Raw genomic sequence first — 20,426 nt, 5'->3', positions numbered from 1 at the left:
CGGGTTTCCAGCTTTTGTCGAAACAGGCACCGGTTGGCGCATACAGCGGCAAGTAGCTGAACACACAAGCGGCAAGGCTCACAAATAAGCCTGAATAGCCAGTTGAAAGTCCAGTTCGGCGTAGCGTTTGGCAATGGCGTCGCGGGACGGCAGTTCGCCCTGCATGTTGATTGGGCCGAGGCGAGTGTCCAGAGACTGAGCTTGAGCACCGACGCCACAACTTGCGAAAAGCGCCATCAGGCTGAAACCCGCTGCGCGAAGAAAAACATTCATAGCAACTTCCTTATCATTCCCCGATTCCTTCGTGCTCAGTGGACGACTCGGCACTTCATGGTCGATTGATATAGCTTTTCGCTCTAGGACTCCAGCAGTACGCTTCTGATGAAGCTAGCAGGGAAAGTCGACTTAGCCAGTGGAAGGCATTAATTCGTTGGGTTTTGTGCACGGCTTTGCCGGGGTTGAGGGGGCGGACGGGCAAGTTCTTCATAGCAGCTGCCGAAGGCTGCGTTCGAGCGCGTAGCGGTCGTAAAACCGGCGAGCGCTTTCTTTCTGAAAACAGGCGGTTCACTCAATTTCGACCGCTGCGCACTTGAACGCAGGCTTCGCCAGCTTGTGTCTTGGGCATAGAAGTGTTGCCCGGCCTTCTCCGACAGAGGATCGCGTCATATTTGTGGGAACGAGGCTTGCCCGCGATAGACGGTCCGTCATTCAACGTAGAAACCTGCATCTGCTGACGAGCGTGTATTACAGTCATGAGCAGGACATTTCAGGTAATGGAACGGGAGTTATTTGTCAGCAATACGGGATAGGCCGCAAAGCACTTTCGTGTTTAACTTTGGCTCCGCGAAATGTTCAAGATTTCTCACCACAACTCCTCTCAAAAGGACTCCGTTCATGGCTCAAGTCACTCTTAAAGGCAACCCGGTTCAAGTCAACGGCCAGCTGCCGCAAGCCGGTTCCAAGGCGCCTGCGTTCTCCCTGGTTGCTGGCAATCTGTCCGACGTTACCCTGGCGAGCTTTGCCGGCAAGCGCAAAGTGCTGAACATTTTCCCAAGCATCGACACCCCGACCTGCGCCACTTCCGTGCGCAAGTTCAATGCCCAGGCCAACGACGTGGCGAACACGGTTGTGTTGTGCATTTCGGCTGACCTGCCGTTCGCCCAGGCGCGTTTCTGCGGCGCGGAAGGTCTGGAAAACGTCCAGAACCTGTCCACCCTGCGTGGCGTCGAGTTCATCCAGAACTACGGCGTGGCTATCGCTGACGGTCCACTCAAAGGCCTGACTGCTCGTGCCGTTGTCGTCCTTGACGAAAACGACACTGTGCTGCACAGCGAACTGGTCAAGGAAATCGCTGAAGAGCCCAACTACGAAGCGGCGTTGGCCGTTTTGAAGTAACAGGTTTTACGATTATTGACGGCCTGGCCTTGTCCAGGCCGTTTTTATTTGTGCGTCAGTGGTTTAGCAAGCACTGACGAACGTAAGCCCAACGTAAATTGCCGGTAAAGGCGCTTTGCTAAATCCCCGCCAGTGCTTATCTTTCAGCCTTCAGTAGAAGATGCTCACGCGCCCAATGGTTGATCCTTCCATGCAATCCACTGCTTCCCGTAACCCCCGTCGCTGGCTGCTTGGCCTGCTTGTCCTGTTGGTCATCGCTGGTCTGTGCTGGAAGTTCTGGCCAACCGACGTTGCTCACAAAGAAGCCGCAGCGCAGAAAGCCAGCACCGGGCATACCGGCAAGTCCGGCCTCATGCGCCCGGGTTTCGGCGGGTCCGCCGGACCGGTTCCGGTACGCGTGGCGGCAGTGACGCGTGGAGATTTCCCGCTGTACTACAAAGCACTGGGTACCGTCACGGCGTTGAATACCATCAATGTGCGCAGTCGCGTGGCTGGCGAGCTGGTCAGGATCGCGTTTGAGGAAGGGCAGATGGTCAAGGCCGGCGACTTGCTGGCCGAGATCGACCCGCGTCCCTACCAGAATGCCCTGCTTCAGGCCGAAGGCACCTTGCTGCAGAATCAGGCGCAACTGAAAAATGCCCTGGTCGACCTTGAGCGCTACCGCGGCCTGTACGCCGAAGACAGTATCGCCAAACAGACGCTGGACACCGCCGCGGCGCTGGTGGGCCAGTATCAGGGCACGGTCAAGACCAATCAGGCGGCGGTCAATGACGCCAGGCTCAACCTGGAGTTCACCAGGATTCGCGCACCGATTGCCGGACGTCTGGGCTTGCGTCAACTGGACGTCGGTAACCTGGTGGCGGCCAATGACACCACGGCGCTGGTGATCATTACCCAGACTCAGCCGATCAGCGTGGCCTTCACCTTGCCGGAAAACAGCCTGACGACGGTCCTTGAGCGCTTCCACAGCGGTGCCCGATTGCCAGTGGAAGCCTGGGACCGCGGCGACGTGAAATTGCAGGCTACCGGCGTCTTGCAGAGTCTGGACAACCAGATCGACATCACCACCGGAACCCTGAAATTCAAGGCGCGCTACGAGAACCGTGATCAAACGCTGTTTCCCAATCAGTTCGTCAATGTGCGCGTGCTCGCCGATACCTTGAAAGGCGTAGTGCTGGCGCCGTCGGCAGCGATCCAGTTCGGCAACAACGGTACCTTTGTCTACGCGATGGACGGCGATAAAAAGGTCAGGATCCTGCCGTTGAAGGTGGGTGCCAGCGACGGCGATGTAACGGTTATCAACGAAGGCCTGAGCCCGGGTGATCGTGTGGTTCTGGAGGGCACCGATCGCCTGAAAGAGGGCAGCGAGGTGGAAGTGGTCAACGACAGCCAGGAGATTCCGGCCACCCCGGCCAAGGATCTGCAAGGCACACCGGCGAGCAGCGCAGTTGAACCAGCAGCCACTGGCAAGGCGATAAAGGGCGGCGCATGAACATCTCACGGCTGTTCATCCTCCGTCCGGTGGCCACGACCCTGAGTATGCTGGCCATTATTCTGGCCGGCCTGATCGCCTACCGGCTGTTGCCGGTCTCGGCATTGCCCCAGGTCGATTACCCGACCATTCGGGTGATGACGCTTTACCCCGGTGCCAGCCCTGATGTGATGACCAGTGCGGTCACTGCGCCGCTGGAGCGTCAGTTCGGGCAAATGCCAGGGCTGACCCAGATGACCTCGACCAGTTCTGGCGGCGCCTCGGTGCTGACCTTGCGTTTCAGCCTCGAGATCAATATGGATGTCGCCGAGCAGCAGGTGCAGGCCGCGATCAACGCCGCCACCAACCTGTTGCCCAAGGATCTGCCGGCACCGCCGGTGTACAACAAGGTCAACCCGGCGGACACCCCGGTTCTGACGTTGGCCATTACCTCCAGGACCATGCTGTTGCCCAAGCTCAATGATTTGGTCGATACCCGCATGGCGCAGAAGATCGCCCAGATCAGTGGCGTCGGCATGGTCAGCATCGCGGGTGGTCAGCGTCAGGCGGTGCGGATCAAGGTCAATCCCGAGGCTTTGGCGGCCAACGGCTTGAACCTCTCGGACGTGCGCACCCTGGTCAGTGCCTCTAACGTCAACCAGCCCAAGGGCAACTTCGACGGTGCGACCCGGGTCTCGATGCTCGATGCCAACGACCAGCTGACCTCGCCCAAAGACTACGCCGAGCTGATCCTCGCCTATAAAAACGGTGCTCCGCTGCGTCTGAAGGACGTGGCACAGATCGTCGACGGTGCCGAAAACGAACGTCTCGCCGCCTGGGCCAATCAAAACCAGGCCGTGTTGTTGAACATCCAGCGTCAACCGGGCGCGAACGTGATCGAAGTGGTCGACCGGATCAAGGCATTGTTGCCAAGCATCACCGACAACTTGCCGGCCGGCCTTGACGTGATCGTGCTGACCGACCGTACCCAGACCATCCGCGCCTCGGTCACCGACGTGCAACACGAACTGCTGATCGCCATCGTACTGGTGGTCATGGTGACGTTCCTGTTTCTGCGCAGGGCCAGCGCGACGATCATTCCGTCGGTTGCCGTACCGCTGTCGTTGATCGGTACCTTTGGTGTGATGTACCTGGCCGGATTCTCGATCAACAACCTGACCCTGATGGCCCTGACTATCGCCACCGGTTTTGTGGTGGACGACGCCATCGTCATGCTGGAGAACATCTCGCGCTTCATCGAGGAGGGTGACAGCCCGCTAGTGGCGGCGCTCAAGGGCGCCAAGCAGATCGGCTTCACCTTGATCTCGCTGACACTGTCGCTGATCGCGGTATTGATTCCGCTGCTGTTCATGGCTGACGTGGTAGGGCGGTTGTTCCGCGAGTTCGCCATCACCCTGGCGGTGGCGATCCTGATTTCCCTGGTCGTCTCCCTGACCCTGACACCGATGATGTGCGCGCGTTTGCTCAAGCGTGACCCCGAGGAGCAAGGGCAGGGCCGTTTTTACCGTGCCAGCGGCGCCTGGATCGACTGGATGATTGCCGCCTACGGGCGCAAGTTGAAGTGGGTGCTGAAACACCAGCCACTGACCCTGCTGGTGGCCATCGCCACTCTGGGCCTGACGGTGTTCCTGTATATGGTGGTGCCCAAGGGGTTCTTCCCGGTGCAGGATACCGGGGTGATCCAGGGCATTTCCGAGGCGCCGCAGTCGATTTCGTTCGCTGCGATGAGCCAGCGTCAGCAGGAACTGGCCAAAATCATTCTGCAAGACCCGGCCGTACAAAGCCTGTCGTCCTACATCGGCGTCGACGGCGATAACGCCACGCTCAACAGCGGGCGCCTGTTGATCAACCTCAAACCCCATAACGAGCGTGGCCAGAGCGCAACGCAAGTGATTGCGCGCTTGCAGCCGGAACTGAACAAGTTGGTGGGCATCCGGCTGTTCATGCAGCCGGTGCAGGATTTGACCATCGAAGACCGGGTCAGTCGTACCCAGTATCAGTTCAGCATGTCGTCGCCGGATGCCGACATGCTCAGCCTCTGGAGCGGCAGGCTGGTCGAAGCGCTGGCCAGGCAGCCGGAGCTGACCGACGTTGCCAGCGATTTGCAGGACAAGGGTTTGCAGGTCTTTCTGGTGATCGACCGCGATGCAGCGTCGCGCATTGGTGTGTCCGTGTCGAACATCACCGATGCACTGTATGACGCCTTCGGCCAGCGGCAGATTTCCACCATCTACACCCAGGCCAGCCAATACCGCGTGGTGCTGCAGTCGCAGTCCGGCGAGAAGATCGGTCCGCAGGCCCTGGAGCAGATCCACGTCAAAACCACCGCTGGCGGTCAGGTGCGGTTGTCCAGCCTGGCCCATATCGAGGAGCGTCAGGCGCAACTGGCGATTACCCATATCGGCCAGTTCCCCGCGGTGATGATGTCGTTCAACCTGGCGCCCGGCGTGGCGTTGGGACAGGCGGTACAGCTGATCAATAAGGTGCAGCAGGATATCGGCATGCCGATCGGCGTGCAGACCCGGTTCGAGGGCGCCGCCCAGGCCTTTGAAGCGTCGCTGTCGAGCACCTTGCTGCTGATTCTGGCGGCGGTGGTGACCATGTACATCGTGCTTGGCGTGCTCTACGAGAGCTACATCCACCCGGTCACCATTCTTTCGACCTTGCCCTCGGCGGCGGTTGGCGCCTTGCTGGCGTTGATCCTCAGCGGCAATGATTTGGGAATGATCGCGATCATCGGCATCATTCTGCTGATCGGTATCGTGAAAAAGAACGCGATCATGATGATCGACTTCGCCCTCGATGCCGAACGCAATCAGGGCATGGACCCGGAGGCGGCGATCTATCAAGCGGCGTTGCTGCGGTTCCGGCCGATTCTGATGACTACCCTGGCCGCACTGTTCGGCGCCGTGCCCTTGATGCTTGCCACCGGTTCCGGCGCTGAATTGCGTCAACCGCTGGGCCTGGTGATGGTCGGCGGTTTGTTGGTCAGCCAGGTGCTGACGCTGTTCACCACGCCGGTGATTTACCTGTACTTCGACCGTCTCGCCCGGCGCTGGCGGCCGGCGCCGGATCGTCTGGAGCCGGTTGAGCCATGAACCTGTCCGGACCCTTCATTCGCCGGCCGGTAGCGACCATGTTACTGAGCCTGGCGATCCTGCTGCTGGGTGGCGTGAGCTTCGGTTTGCTACCGGTGGCGCCGCTGCCACAGATGGACTTCCCGGTGATCGTGGTTCAGGCGAGCCTGCCTGGCGCCAGCCCGGAAGTCATGGCGTCGACCGTGGCAACGCCGCTGGAGCGTTCCTTCGGCACCATCGCCGGGGTCAACACCATGAGCAGCCGTTCCAGCCAGGGCTCGACCCGGGTGATCCTGCAGTTCGACCTCGATCGGGACATCAACGGCGCGGCGCGGGAAGTGCAGGCCGCGATCAACGCTTCGCGCAACCTGCTGCCCAGTGGTATGCGCAGCATGCCAACCTACAAAAAGGTCAACCCGTCCCAGGCACCGATCATGGTCTTGTCGCTGACCTCGGATGTGCTGCAAAAGGGCCAGCTCTATGATCTGGCCTCGACCATTCTGTCGCAAAGCCTGTCCCAGGTGCCGGGGGTGGGTGAAGTGCAGATCGGCGGCAGTTCGCTGCCGGCAGTGCGCATCGAGCTGGAGCCGCAGTTGCTTAACCAGTACGGCGTGGCACTGGACGATGTGCGTACGACCATCGCCAACGCTAACGTGCGCCGACCCAAGGGCTCGGTCGAAGACGACCAGCGCATGTGGCTGGTGCAGGCCAACGACCAACTGGAGAAAGCCAGGGATTACGAGCCGCTGATCATTCGCTACCAGAACGGCTCGGCGTTGCGCCTCAGTGATGTGGCGAAGGTCAGCGATGGCGTCGAAGACCGCTACAACAGCGGCTTTTTCAACGATGACGCGGCGGTGCTGCTGGTGATCAACCGTCAGGCCGGGGCTAACATCATCGAAACGGTCAACGAGATCAAGGCCCAGCTGCCAGCGTTGCAGGCAGTGTTACCGGCCAGCGTCAAACTGAACCTGGCCATGGACCGCTCGCCGGTGATCAAGGCCACCTTGCACGAAGCGGAAATGACCCTGTTGATCGCCGTGACACTGGTGATTGTGGTGGTGTTTGTGTTCCTCGGAAAGCTGCGCGCCTCGTTGATCCCTACATTGGCGGTACCGGTGTCGCTGGTCGGCACGTTCGCCATCATGTACCTCTATGGGTTTTCCCTGAACAACCTGTCGCTGATGGCGCTGATTCTTGCCACCGGGCTGGTGGTGGACGACGCGATCGTGGTGCTGGAGAACATTTCCCGGCATATCGACGAAGGCATTTCGCCGATGAAAGCGGCGTATAGGGGGGCCCAGGAGGTGGGGTTCACGCTGCTATCGATGAACGTCTCGCTGGTGGCGGTGTTTCTCTCGATTCTGTTTATGGGCGGGATCATCGAGAGCCTTTTCCGCGAGTTTTCCATCACCCTGGCAGCGTCCATCGTGGTCTCGCTGGTGGTCTCGCTAACCCTGACGCCGATGCTCTGCGCGCGCTGGCTGAAGCCCCACAACCCCGGCCAGGAAAATCGCTTGCAACGCTGGAGCCAGCGGGCCAACGAGTGGATGGTCAGCGGCTATGCGCGCAGCCTGGACTGGGTGTTGCATCATCGGCGCCTGACCTTGTTCAGCCTGCTGATCACTATCGGGGTCAACGTCGCGCTGTATGTGGTAGTGCCCAAAACCTTCCTGCCGCAACAGGACACCGGTCAGTTGATTGGCTTTGTGCGCGGTGATGACGGGATGTCGTTCAACGTGATGCAACCGAAGATGGAAACCTTCCGTCGCGCGGTATTGGCCGACCCGGCGGTAGAAAGTGTCGCCGGCTTTATTGGTGGGAACAACGGCACCAACAACGCTTTCATGCTGGTGCGTCTGAAACCGATCAAGGAGCGGCAGGTTTCCGCGCAGAAAGTCATCGAGCGTCTACGCAAGTCGGTGCCCAAGGTGCCGGGCAGTCAATTGATGCTCATGGCCGACCAGGATCTGCAATTTGGTGGTGGTCGCGAGCAAACCACCTCGCAATATTCCTACATCCTGCAAAGTGGCGATCTGGGGGCATTGCGCGAGTGGTACCCCAAAGTGGTCAAAGCGCTCAAGGCCTTGCCCGAGCTGACGGCCATCGATGCCCGCGAGGGACGGGGTGCCCAGCAGGTGACGCTGGTGGTCGACCGCGACCAGGCCAAGCGCCTGGGCGTTGACATGAACATGGTCACAGCAGTGCTGAACAACGCCTACAGCCAGCGACAGATCTCCACCATCTATGACAGCCTCAACCAGTATCAGGTGGTGATGGAGGTCAACCCGAAATACGCCCGGGACCCGATAACCCTCAATCAGGTGCAGGTGATCACCGCCACTGGCCAGCGCATCCCGCTGTCGGGTATCGCCCATTATGAAAACAGCCTGGAAAACGACCGGGTCAGCCATGAAGGGCAGTTTGCTTCTGAAAGCATTACCTTCGACATGGCCGAAGGCGTCACCGTCGAACAGGGTACTGCGGCCATCGAACGGGCCATTGCCAAGGTCGGGCTACCCGAAGAAGTGATTGCCAAGATGGCGGGTACCGCGAACGCCTTCGCCGCGGCGCAAAAGAGTCAGCCGTGGATGATTCTCGGCGCGCTGGTGGCGGTGTACCTGGTGCTGGGGGTGCTCTATGAAAGCTATATTCACCCGTTGACCATTCTTTCAACGCTACCGTCGGCCGGGGTCGGTGCGCTGCTGTCGATCTACGCGTTCGGCGGCGAGTTCAGCCTGATCTCGTTGCTCGGGCTGTTCTTGCTGATCGGCGTGGTGAAGAAAAACGCGATCCTGATGATCGACCTGGCGCTGCAGTTTGAACGTCAGCGGGGCATGCCACCGCTGGAGTCGATCCGCAGCGCCTGCCTGTTGCGACTGCGGCCTATTCTGATGACCACCCTGGCGGCGATTCTCGGTGCCTTGCCATTGTTGCTCAGCACCGCGGAGGGCGCGGAGATGCGTCAGCCGCTGGGCCTGACGATTATCGGCGGGTTGATCTTCAGCCAGGTACTGACGCTTTACACCACCCCGGTGGTTTACCTCTATCTCGACCGTCTGCGCCATCGCTTCAATCACTGGCGCGGGATACGTACCGATGCTGCTCTGGAAACTCCGCTATGACTGACCGCTCGCCTCCCAAAGCCCCCGTGCCGTTCACTCAACGCCTGGTCATGGCCCGCGGTTCGCGTCTGCTTAGCCTGACCTTGTGCGGGTTGATGCTCAGCGCCTGCGCTATCGGCCCTGATTACCAGCGCCCGGAACTGAGTGCTCCAGCCCAATTCAAAGAAGCCAAAGGCTGGCGTCAGGCCAACCCCAGCGACTCCCTGGCCCGTGGTGCCTGGTGGGAGTTATACGGCGATCAGCAACTCGACGGACTGATCGAGAAACTCAACAGTGCCAACCAGACCGTTGCCCAATCGGAAGCCCAGTACCGCCAGGCCCAGGCCCTGGTTCGCAGCGCCCGAGGTTCGTTTTTTCCGAGTGTGAACCTGAGCGCCGGGAAAACCCGCTCCAGTCAGGGCACTGGCAGCAGCAGTTCGAGCTTGACCAGCTCCAGCAGCGGCATTCGCGATACTTACAACACCCAGTTGGGTGTGAGTTGGGAGGCGGATGTCTGGGGCAAATTGCGTCGCGGCCTGGAGGCCAATGAGGCCAGTGCCCAGGCAAGCTTTGCGGATCTGGCGGCAATGCGCCTGAGCCAGCAATCACAGCTGGTGCAGAGCTACCTGCAACTGCGGGTGATGGATCAACAGAAGCGCCTGCTGGAAGCGACGGTCGAGACCTATCAGCGCTCACTGACAATGACCGAAAACCAATACCGCGCCGGCATATCCGGCAAGGATGCGGTCGCCCAGGCGCAAACCCAGCTAAAAAGCACTCAGGCGGACCTCATCGACCTGATCTGGCAGCGCGCCCAACTGGAAAACGCCATCGCCGTACTGACGGGGGTGCCGCCGGCAGAGTTCAACCTGGCAGAGACTCAGGACATCCCCGCGTTGCCGCAGATTCCCTTGAGTCTGCCGTCGCAGCTGCTTGAGCGGCGTCCGGACATCGCTTCGGCCGAGCGTTCGGTGATTGCCGCCAATGCCAACATCGGCGTAGCTGAAGCAGCCTACTTTCCAGACCTGACTCTCAGCCTGAGCGGCGGTTACAGCAGCAGTACCTTCGCCGACTGGATCAGCCTGCCAAACCGCTTCTGGTCGGTGGGACCGAAACTGGCCATGACCCTGTTCGACGGCGGCCAACGCTCGGCGGAGGTCGATCGCACTGAAGCGGTGTATGACCAGACCGTGGCCAAATACCGGCAGACCGTGCTCGATGGCTTTCGCGAGGTGGAAAACTTCATGGTGCAGCTCAAGGTGCTGGAAGACGAAGCGGCGGTGCGACAGCAAGCCCTGGAGTCAGCCCGCGAATCCTTGCGTCTGACCCAGAACCAGTACAAGGCCGGTTTGATCGCCTACCTCGATGTGGTGGTGGTCCAGGCCACTGCCCTGAGCAACGAACGCAGCGTGCTGACCCTGCTGCAAAGCCGCTTGATTGCCAGCGTACAACTGATCGCTGCGTTGGGCGGTGGCTGGGATGGGCAGATGCAGGTGAGTGAGAAGGAGTAGGGGATAAAGATACAGGCAGGTTTTGTAGCAGCTGGCTTCGCCAGCTGCTACATAAGCGGATTATCGACTAATGGCCTATTGATAGTTTTTCTCAGTGCGTTCTGTAGCGCAATCGGTACAATCGCCACTTTGACACCGAGCATGGACGCCGTTCGGCTCATTGGCCACGAGAAGCCCCATGCTCATTGGTAGTTATTCCCCCGCCCTGGTCTTGATCTCCCTCAGTGTAGCGATTCTCGCTTCCTATACCGCTCTGGATCTCACCGGACGCATCGCTACGGCCAGGGGCCGGGCGGTTCATCTGTGGACGGCGGGCGGGGCGCTGGCCATGGGTGTGGGTGTCTGGTCGATGCACTTTATCGGCATGCTGGCATTCGAGTTGCCGGTTGACTTGGGGTATGACCTCACGATTACCCTGTTATCCCTGCTGATCGCCATTGTGTCCTGTGGTTTTGCCCTGTGGCTGGTCAGCCAGCCACGTTTGCCGGCCTGGCAGTTGGCGTTCGGCGCCCTGATCATGGGCGCCGGGATCAGCGCCATGCACTACACCGGCATGGCCGCCATGCGCATGCAGCCGGGTATCGATTACGACCCGGCGCTGTTCAGCGCGTCCTTGTTGATCGCCGTCGGGGCTTCAGCCGCTGCGTTGTGGATCGCCTTCCGGCTGCGTCAAAATACCCCTTACGTCATGTTTGCCCGTGGCGGCGCGGCAGTGATCATGGGCATCGCGATAGTCGGCATGCATTACACCGGCATGGCCGCAGCGCGTTTCGCCGACGGCAGCTTTTGTGGTGCAGCGCTCGACGGCCTGAGCAGCAAGGGCCTGGATAATCTGGTGCTGGTCACCACCCTGGCGGTGCTGTGCATCGCGTTGCTGACCTCGGTCCTCGACGCCCGCCTCGAAGCCCGTACTGCCGATCTGGCCTACTCGCTGACCCTGGCCAATCAGGAACTCACCCAGCTGGCCCTGCACGACACCCTGACCGGATTGCCGAATCGGGTTCTGCTGGCCGATCGCATTGATCAGGCGATGCATCTGGTGCGCGAGCAGGGCGGTTGTTTTGCGTTGATGTTCCTCGATCTGGATGGCTTCAAACCGGTCAACGATGCGTTTGGGCATCACATGGGCGACCAGTTGCTACGTGAAGTCGGCCTGCGCCTGCGCGAGGATTTGCGCAGTCAGGATACGCTGGCGCGCATCGGTGGCGATGAATTCGTGTTGTTGGTGCAGCTCGGCGAGCCGGATGATGCCCTGCGCCTGGCGGCGCGCCAGGTCGGGCTGATTTCGCGCTCGTTTCGGGTGGCCGAGCATGACCTGCAAATCTCCGCCAGCGTGGGTATTGCCGTTTACCCCGGTAACGGTGAGACCGCACAAGAATTGCTGATGAACGCCGACGCGGCGATGTACCACGCCAAAGGTACCGGCAAGAACGGTTATCGCTTCTTCGACGCCTCGATGAACACCGACGCCCGTAAACAATTGCAATTGCTGCAAGACCTGCGTGCCGCCGTCGAGCACGAGCAATTCAGTCTGTATTACCAACCCAAGTTCGATGCCTGCAACGGCCAACCAGTAGGTGCCGAGGCCCTGTTGCGTTGGGTACACCCGCAGCATGGCATGATGCTGCCGGACAAATTCATTGATCTGGCAGAAAAGACCGGTCTGATCATCCCGATCGGCGAGTGGGTTTTGAACGAAGCCTGCCGCCAGATGCGTGAATGGTACGTGCAGGGCTACACCGACTGGCGTATCGCGGTGAACCTGTCGGCTTTGCAGTTTTGTCATGCCGGGCTGGTGAAAAGCGTCGCCGGCGCGTTGGCGCGCCACCACTTGCCGGCCAACAGCCTGACCCTGGAAATCACCGAAACCACGGCCATGAGCGACGCTGATGCGAGCATGACGGTCCTCCAGGAGCTTTCGCAAATGGGCGTCGATTTGTCCATTGATGACTTTGGTACCGGCTACTCGAGCCTGATGTACCTCAAGCGTTTGCCGGCCAACGAATTGAAGATCGACCGTGGTTTTGTCCGCGATCTGGAACACGATAGCGATGACGCCGCCATCGTTTCAGCCATCGTCGCCCTCGGTCAGGCGCTGGGGCTGCGAATCGTCGCAGAAGGCGTGGAAACCGATGTGCAGCAAAATTTCCTGACCCAGTTAGGGTGCGATTCGTTGCAAGGCTACCTGCTCGGGCATCCGCTGCCAGCGGAGCGCTTCATGGCAGATATCCATAGGACGGAGCAACTGGCGGCAAGTTGAACTGCGATGTGCTTGACTTGAACCCATGCAAAAGCACTCGCTGGCAGGTATTGTGCAGTCAATGCTTAAGGTTTGAATGGGGGAACAAGCATGGACAGAGTCATGGTCATCACCGGCGGTGGCCGCGGTATCGGCGCGGCCACTGCACTTCTGGCAGCGCAGCAGGGTTATCGGATCTGCATCAATTACCAGGCGGACGAGCTGGCCGCTCAGCAGGTGCTCGAGCAAGTCCGCGCGCTGGGTGTCCAGGCGATTGCCGTGCGCGCCGATGTCAGTATCGAAGACGAAGTCATCGGCCTGTTCCATCGGGTCGATACCGAACTGGGTCGGGTGACGGCACTGGTCAGCAACGCGGGCACCGTGGGGCACAAATCCCGGGTCGATCAAATGTCCGAGTTTCGTATTCTCCAAGTCATGAAAACCAATGTGTTGGGGCCGATTCTCTGCGCCAAGCATGCGGTGTTGCGCATGTCCCCCAAACACGGCGGCCAGGGTGGCAGTATCGTCAACGTCTCCTCCGTCGCCTCGCGTCTGGGCGCCCCCGGTGAGTACGTCGACTACGCGGCCTCCAAAGGCGCACTGGACAGCTTCACTATCGGTCTTTCCAAAGAAGTGGCAGGCGAGGGTATCCGCGTCAATGCAGTGCGCCCCGGCTACATCTACACCGATTTCCACGCCCTGAGCGGCGACCCGGACCGCGTCAGCAAACTCGAATCCGGCATTCCGATGGCCCGCGGCGGCCGCCCCGATGAAGTGGCCGAGGCGATTATCTGGCTGCTGTCGGACAAGGCTTCCTATGCGACCGGGACTTTTTTGGATCTGGGCGGTGGGAGGTAGGGCTTTAGAGCTGCATCGTCTGTTTAATGATTGTTCCCACGCGGGAGCGTGGGAACGATCCATAGGGCCGGTCTTGAAGATCAATCCACTTGGTGATTAGGGTGGAGGAGTTGGATCGTTCCCACGCTCTGCGTGGGAATGCCTCACTGGACGCTCTGCGTCCGCTTCGGCAGTGACGCAGGGCGTCACGGGCTGCATTCCCACGCGGGAGCGTGGGAACGATCCATAGGGCCGGTCTTGAAGATCAATCCACTTGGTGATTAGGGTGGGGGAGTTGGATCGTTCCCACGCTCTGCGTGGGAATGCCTCACTGGACGCTCTGCGTCCGCTTCGGCAGTGACGCAGAGCGTCACGGGCTGCATTCCCACGCAGGAGCGTGGGAACGATCACAACGATCATCGGTTTAGAACGACCGCACAATCCGCCCCAGCGTCTCCATCGCCTTCTCGGCAGCCTCGTTCCAGGGGCTGCCGTAATTCAACCGAATGCAATTCCTGAACCGCCGGGTTGGCGAGAAGATCGGCCCCGGTGCGATGCTGATGCCCTGGGCCAGTGCCATCTGGAATAACTTCAATGAGTCCATCTGCACCGGCAGTTCCAGCCACAGGAAGTAGCCGCCGGCCGGTTGGCTGACGCGGGTTTGCGCCGGGAAGTAGCGGGCGATGGCGGCGAGCATGGCGCTTTGTTGCTCTTCCAGGGCGTAACGTAGTTTGCGCAAGTGGCGGTCGTAGCCGCCGTGTTGCAAGTAGTCGGCGATGGCGGCCTGGGCAGGCATCGAGGCGCAGAGTGAGGTCATGAGTTTCAGGCGTTCGATTTTCTGTGCATAGCGCCCGGCGGCGACCCAGCCGATACGGTAGCCGGGAGCCAGGCTTTTGGCGAAGGAGCCGCAGTGCATCACCAGGCCTTCGGTGTCGAAAGCCTTGGCCGGTTTCGGTGCCTGTTGGCCGTAATAGAGTTCGGCGTAGACGTCGTCCTCGATCAGCGGCACTTGATGAGTGCGCAACAGCTCAACAAGCTCCTGTTTCTTGGCCTCGGGCATCGTCGCGCCCATGGGGTTCTGGAAGCTGGTCATGCACCAGCAGGCCTTGATCGGGTGGCGCTCGAGGGTTTGCGCCAGGACGCCAAGGTCGATGCCGTCCCGTGGATGCACGGGGATTTCCACGGCTTTGAGCTTGAGTCGTTCCAGCACTTGCAGGCTGGCATAGAACGCCGGGGCTTCGATGGCCACCAGGTCACCGGGTTCGGTCACCGCTTGCAGGCACAGGTTCAGGGCCTCGAGGGCGCCGTTGGTGATCAGCAGTTCTTCCATGGGCAGCATCAAGCCGCCGACCATGTAGCGCAGGGCGATCTGCCGACGCAGTTGCGGGTTGCCCGGCGACATGTCGGTGACCACCATCCGTGGGTCCATTTCGCGGCTGGCGCTGGCCAGTGAACGGGCCAGACGTTGCAGCGGGAACAGGGTCGGGCTGGGGAAGGCCGAGCCGAAGGGGATGGTGGTCGGGTCCTTGATCGAATCAAGGACCGAGAACACCAGTTCGCTGACATCGACTTCAGTGGATTCGTTGACCTGGCTGCTGATCACCGGCTCCGAGAACGGGCTCGGCGCGTGGGTGTTGACGAAGTAACCGGAGCGCGGTCGGGCACGGATCAGACCGCGACGTTCCAGCAGGTAATACGCCTGGAACACCGTGGACGGGCTGACTCCATAGGTCTGGCTGGCATAGCGCACCGATGGCACGCGCTGGCCAGGGCCGAGCACCCCGCAGCGGATCAGTTCTGCGATGTCGTCAGCGAATTTTTCGTAGCGTTTCATCTAAGGCCCGGTTCAGTGTCATACAGAAATATTCGGCTGACTGCTTCGCAGGCAAGCCTCGCTCCTACAGAATTGCGTACACCATGCAGGAGCGAGGCTTGCCCGCGATCGAGCGCGAAGCGCTTGCTAGAGAGTCTACCGATTCAACGGCGCAACAAAACGACTTTGCGCGACGCTGTGTACGCTCGGGTCATCGCTGTCGGTGATCATGAAGCTGATTTTTTGCGAGCTGCTGCTTGGGCGGTCGGTTGTCATCGCCACCGACACGGGGATATCCACGATCTCGCCCGGCGCCAGGCTCAGCTCCGTCTTGCCCTGCAACTGGAAGCCATCGCCATCCACCAGGGCCAGGTTGTATTGCTGGCGTTGCTGGGTCTTGTTGATGATCTTCAGGCTGTAGATGTTTTCTATCTGGCCCAGACTGTTTTCGCGGAACAGGCCACGATCCTTGCTCACATCCAGCGAGACCATCGGCCGTTCCACCAACGCCAGGGCCAATGCGCCGATCATCAGCAGCAGCACCACGGTATAGCCGACCAGTCGTGGGCGCAGCAGGTGAGTCTTGCCACCTTGCAACTCATGCTCCGACGTATAGCTGACCAGCCCGCGGGCATAACCCATTTTGTCCATGATCGAATCGCAGGCATCGATACAGGCTGCGCAACCTATGCATTCCATCTGCAAGCCGTCACGGATATCGATACCGGTGGGGCAGACCTGCACGCACAGTTGGCAGTCGATGCAGTCACCCAGCCCAACCTCGGCCGATGCCACGCCGCGTTTGCGTGGGCCACGATTTTCGCCGCGGGCAACATCGTAGGAAATGGTCAGGGTGTCTTTGTCGAACATCACGCTCTGAAAGCGGGCATAGGGGCACATGTGCATGCACACCGCTTCGCGCAACCAACCGGCATTGATGTACGTCGCACCGGTAAAAAACAGCACCCAGAACAGACTGACGCCACCCATTTGCAGGGTCAGCAGCTCGTTGGCCAGCGGCCGGATTGGCGTGAAGTAACCGACAAAGGTCAAGCCGGTGAGCAGGCTGATGGCCAGCCACATAGTGTGCTTGACCGAGCGGCGCATCAGCTTGTTCAGGCCCCAGGGCGCGGCTTGCAATTTGATTCGCTGGTTGCGTTCGCCCTCGGTGACCTTTTCGCACCACATGAACAGCCAGGTAAAGGAGCTCTGAGGACAGGTATAGCCACACCAGACTCGCCCGGCGAACACGGTGATCGCAAACAAGCCAAAGGCGCAGATGATCAGTAGCGCCGAGAGCAGAATGAAATCCTGCGGCCAGAAGGTAGCACCGAAGATGTGGAATTTGCTGTCCGACAAGTCCCAGAGCACCGCCTGACGGCCACCCCAGTTCAGCCACACGGTGCCAAAGAACGCCAGGAACAAAAAGCCTGCACCGCTCACCCGCAAGGTGCGGAACAAACCGGTGAAGCTTCGGGTGTGAATCAGGTTGTCGCTGGATTTGGCCTTCATCTTTGGACGCGAAGGCTCGAATGTTTCTACTAGTCGGACGGGGATTCTATCGCTCATGGTCTTTCGCTCATCAGCCTCCATCAGGCAGCTGCACTATGACGAGCGATCTGTTTGCATAACAGACTCAGGTATCGGAATAAAAAGCGGATCAGATGAGCGCCAGACGCTTGCCTGCGACAAGTTGCAGCACCCTTGGCGTCCCCATTACAGCGACACGACAGCCCCCGACGCAGGCGCTGGCCGCTGCCTGTAATCCGGATCAGTCAAGTCACCGAACCACCCTCGTTGGCCTGCGAATGCTAACGACGGTCAACCGTGCCCGCTACGGTGCCAAGTACCTTGCTGGTATTGGCGGTCCTCAGTGTGATGCCGAGGGTGGTACGGTTGCCGGAGACGGATGAGTAATAGTTCGCGCAGGCCTTATTCAGTTTCCGATAAAGATGTGTCGTCCCCAATCGATGGTTTCTGCAGTTCATGTTTACTGAAGTCGATGTCGTTGTTTTTGCTCAGTTGATCAAGGGTTTCTCTTGGTGACCGCTGTCTTTTTTCGGGAACGGATTTTTTGGATGTTTTGAGGTGTTTGTTGTAGAAGTTAAGCATCTCGTAGTTGTAGGGGTTCACAGGTCGGTCGACTATCTTTTAGTTGCTCGCGATTCAGCACGCGGGGCAGTGCTGCCGTTGTCTGTTTGCGGTTCTCGGAGCTTGTAAATACTGCTTTCATGGTGTTGTCTTCCGATAGGGTTTTCAGGGTTTTCAGGGTTTCAGGCACAGAGGTACGCTGTGCCTCTATGTGCTGGATTTATGTGTTAGAAGTCAAGTGTCTGGTTGTTCTTGTGTGGGAAGGGTATTACAAAGTTGCCGGATTTCTCAGGCGTGAATTTAAGAATCGCATTACCTGTTGGATATAGTAGCGACATATAAATTTAATGATAAAGACAGTCATGGCCGTTCTCGAGCATGATGTTTCAGATGTAGGACGCTTATTGGAGTTTCTAAAAAATAAAGCCTGCGATTTGCAGGCTTGCCATGAATAAAGCGACGAACGGTCGGCTGTAAAAACCATCCCTCACGCAGGTCACCCATTGGTTTTCTACCTATGCTTATCGCTTCTGTTGGGCCGCTAATAGGGGGCCGCTTCAGTCGGCGGATCTTTTTCACGCGCTATTGAAATACCCATGAACATGGCCTCGTTTCTGCTTGTTGGTGACAGGAGTAAAGCGGTTGAACGTCGGCGGGTGACGATGACTGCCGATTTTGCCGAGGGTACGCCGCAGGCAAATCAGTCTGAACTTTTGTGCCTGCTCTTGGCTCGGAACCTAAGTGAGTTCATTCACAGACAGACCAGCGCCTGTGAGGCACGACCAGGCACAAGAGCGTCCAAGGGGGCGTAGGGAGAGATGCTCAATGATTGCTGAAACACCGACAGAACTTGAACACAACCCGAAATTGCCTTTGTCGCAGGCGTTGCTGTTGCCACGCATTGCGATCGAAAGCACCCAGCCTGTCATCGATGGAGGCCAGTTTGCGGCCAAAGCCCTGGTGGGCCAGCCGGTGACAGTCACCAGCAAGGTGTTCGCCGACGGGCATGACAAGCTGGCGGTCAACCTCCGTTGGCGCGCGCAGGCTGATAGCGCGTGGCAAAGCCAAGCCATGACCGACCTCGGTAATAACGGCTGGCAAGGGCAGTTCACGGTGCCCGCCCAGGGTCGCTATGTGTTTTGCATCGAAGCCTGGATCGATCAGTTCGCCAGTTTTTGTTATGAGCTGGGCAAGAAACATATGGCCGGCGTACCGGTCAGCCTGGAGTTGCAGGAAGGACGCAACCTGGTGCAGCAAGCGGTCGAGCGCAGTGAAGGGGTATTGAGCGAGCAGTTGAGCGCTTTGCATCATGAGCTCTGCGGTTTGCCGGAAACCGAGCAAGTCGCGTTGTTTGTGCATGAGCGCAGCGCTGAGCTGATGGCCCAGGCCAATCATCGTGCCTACTTGAGCATCAGCCCTGAATACCCGTTGGACGTCGAGCGCGAACTGGCGCAGTTTGCCAGTTGGTATGAGCTGTTTCCCCGCTCGGTCACCGATGACCCGGCGCGTCATGGAACGTTCAATGATGTGCACTCGCGATTGTCGATGATCCACGACATGGGCTTCGATGTTTTGTACTTTCCGCCGATCCACCCGATTGGCCGCAGCTACCGCAAAGGCCCGAACAATTCGCTGACGTGTGGTCCTGATGATCCGGGCAGCCCTTATGCCATCGGCAGCGACGAGGGCGGGCATGAGGCGATTCATTCAGAGTTGGGCAGTCGTGAAGACTTTCGCCGCCTGGTGGCCGCTGCCGCTGAACATGGGCTGCAAATCGCTCTGGATTTCGCCATCCAGTGTTCCCAGGATCACCCCTGGCTCACGCAGCGCCCAGGCTGGTTCAACTGGCGGCCGGACGGCAGCATTAAATACGCCGAAAACCCGCCGAAGAAGTATCAGGACATCGTCAACGTGGACTTCTATGCCACCGATGCGATTCCCGGTCTGTGGATGGCGTTGCGGGATGTCGTCGTCGGTTGGGTCGAGGAGGGGGTGAAGATCTTTCGCGTCGATAACCCGCACACCAAGCCTTTGCCGTTCTGGCAGTGGATGATTGCGGATGTACGGGCGGTGTACCCCGAGGTGATTTTTCTTGCCGAGGCCTTTACCACGCCGGCGATGATGGCGCGCCTGGGCAAGGTTGGCTTTTCCCAGAGCTACACCTACTTCACCTGGCGCAACACCAAGGCTGAACTGGCGACGTATTTCACCGAGCTCAACCAGTCGCCGTGGCGCGAGTGCTTCCGCCCGAATTTCTTCGTCAATACGCCGGATATCAATCCGGCTTTTCTGCATGAGTCCGGTCGTGCCGGTTTCCTGATCCGCGCCGCGCTGGCGACCATGGGCTCGGGGCTGTGGGGTATGTACTCGGGCTTCGAGCTGTGTGAAGCCGCGCCGGTGCCGGGCAAGGAAGAGTATCTGGACTCGGAGAAATATCAGATCCGCCCCCGCGACTTCAACGCCCCCGGCAACATCATCGCCGAGATCACCCAGCTCAACCGCATACGTCGGCAAAACCCGGCACTGCACAGTCATTTGGGTTTGAAAATCTATAACGCCTGGAACGACAACATTCTGTATTTCGGCAAACGCAGCGCCGATGGCAGCAACTTCGTTCTGGTGGCGGTCAGCCTCGATCCATTCAATGTGCAAGAGGCGAACTTCGAGCTGCCGCTATGGGAGATGGGCTTACCCGACGACGCGCAAACCCGCGGCGAGGATTTGATGAACGGTCATCGGTGGACCTGGTACGGCAAAACCCAGCGGATGCGGATCGAGCCGTGGAATCAGCCGTTCGGGATCTGGCGGATATCGGCAGTGTGACGATGACGGGTTGATCGTTCCCACGCAGAGCGCTTTTGATCGTT

Annotated in this window: 11 protein-coding genes; 8 read left to right on the top strand and 3 right to left on the bottom strand. The window is 59.4% G+C overall.

Going from position 1 to position 20,426, the window contains the following annotated elements; genetic code table 11:
• Window positions 1-78: 78 nt before the first annotated feature.
• Window positions 79-273, bottom strand: coding sequence for a hypothetical protein (locus AC07O1_RS06810; RefSeq protein ID WP_494991497.1), 195 nt, complete (start codon window positions 271-273; stop codon window positions 79-81).
• Window positions 274-894: 621 nt separating this feature from the next.
• On the opposite strand from AC07O1_RS06810, the gene tpx reads away from it, so the two are divergent.
• The 7 genes from tpx to AC07O1_RS06775 all read left to right on the top strand — a co-directional run bounded on the left by tpx (window position 895) and on the right by AC07O1_RS06775 (window position 13,676).
• Window positions 895-1,395, top strand: a complete 501-nt coding sequence (gene tpx, locus AC07O1_RS06805; protein WP_495011888.1) for a thiol peroxidase — start codon at window positions 895-897, stop codon at window positions 1,393-1,395.
• A gap of 175 nt (window positions 1,396-1,570) precedes the next feature.
• On the top strand, window positions 1,571-2,887 hold the full coding sequence (locus AC07O1_RS06800; protein ID WP_495088309.1) for an MdtA/MuxA family multidrug efflux RND transporter periplasmic adaptor subunit: 1,317 nt from the start codon (window positions 1,571-1,573) through the stop codon (window positions 2,885-2,887).
• The gene (locus tag AC07O1_RS06795) at window positions 2,884-5,985 is read left to right on the top strand and encodes an MdtB/MuxB family multidrug efflux RND transporter permease subunit (protein ID WP_495088308.1); all 3,102 of its coding nucleotides are present in this window, start codon (window positions 2,884-2,886) and stop codon (window positions 5,983-5,985) included. Before AC07O1_RS06800 ends, AC07O1_RS06795 begins: the two co-directional genes overlap by 4 nt.
• Window positions 5,982-9,089, top strand: coding sequence for an efflux RND transporter permease subunit (locus tag AC07O1_RS06790; RefSeq protein ID WP_495088307.1), 3,108 nt, complete (start codon window positions 5,982-5,984; stop codon window positions 9,087-9,089). Before AC07O1_RS06795 ends, AC07O1_RS06790 begins: the two co-directional genes overlap by 4 nt.
• A complete protein-coding gene (locus AC07O1_RS06785) occupies window positions 9,086-10,579 on the top strand; it encodes an efflux transporter outer membrane subunit (RefSeq protein WP_495088306.1) in 1,494 nt (497 codons plus the stop codon). The genes AC07O1_RS06790 and AC07O1_RS06785 overlap by 4 nt, the downstream gene beginning before the upstream one ends.
• A 178-nt stretch (window positions 10,580-10,757) precedes the next feature.
• Entirely contained in the window at window positions 10,758-12,839 is a 2,082-nt protein-coding gene (locus tag AC07O1_RS06780) for a putative bifunctional diguanylate cyclase/phosphodiesterase (protein ID WP_495088305.1), read from the top strand.
• Between the two features lie 90 nt (window positions 12,840-12,929).
• Window positions 12,930-13,676 (top strand): SDR family oxidoreductase, encoded by a 747-nt coding sequence (locus AC07O1_RS06775; RefSeq protein WP_495088304.1) that lies wholly within the window; start codon window positions 12,930-12,932, stop codon window positions 13,674-13,676.
• A gap of 403 nt (window positions 13,677-14,079) precedes the next feature.
• Here the strand turns inward: AC07O1_RS06775 and mapR are convergent, their stop codons facing one another.
• Window positions 14,080-15,489, bottom strand: a complete 1,410-nt coding sequence (gene mapR, locus AC07O1_RS06770) for a GntR family transcriptional regulator MpaR (protein WP_495088303.1) — start codon at window positions 15,487-15,489, stop codon at window positions 14,080-14,082.
• A gap of 135 nt (window positions 15,490-15,624) precedes the next feature.
• Window positions 15,625-17,037 carry a cytochrome c oxidase accessory protein CcoG gene (gene ccoG / locus AC07O1_RS06765; RefSeq protein ID WP_494991506.1) on the bottom strand — a complete coding sequence of 471 codons (1,413 nt, stop codon included), beginning with the start codon at window positions 17,035-17,037 and terminating at the stop codon, window positions 15,625-15,627.
• Window positions 17,038-18,384: 1,347 nt separating this feature from the next.
• Between ccoG and AC07O1_RS06760 the strand changes: the two genes are divergently transcribed.
• Window positions 18,385-20,382 carry an alpha-1,4-glucan--maltose-1-phosphate maltosyltransferase gene (locus AC07O1_RS06760; RefSeq protein ID WP_495088302.1) on the top strand — a complete coding sequence of 666 codons (1,998 nt, stop codon included), beginning with the start codon at window positions 18,385-18,387 and terminating at the stop codon, window positions 20,380-20,382.
• Window positions 20,383-20,426 lie beyond the last annotated feature (44 nt).

The organism is Pseudomonas sp. GW821-FHT07G10 (genome assembly GCF_059418545.1).
Note: the sequence above shows the minus strand (reverse complement) of the source record. Positions and strands in the feature narration are given on the sequence as shown.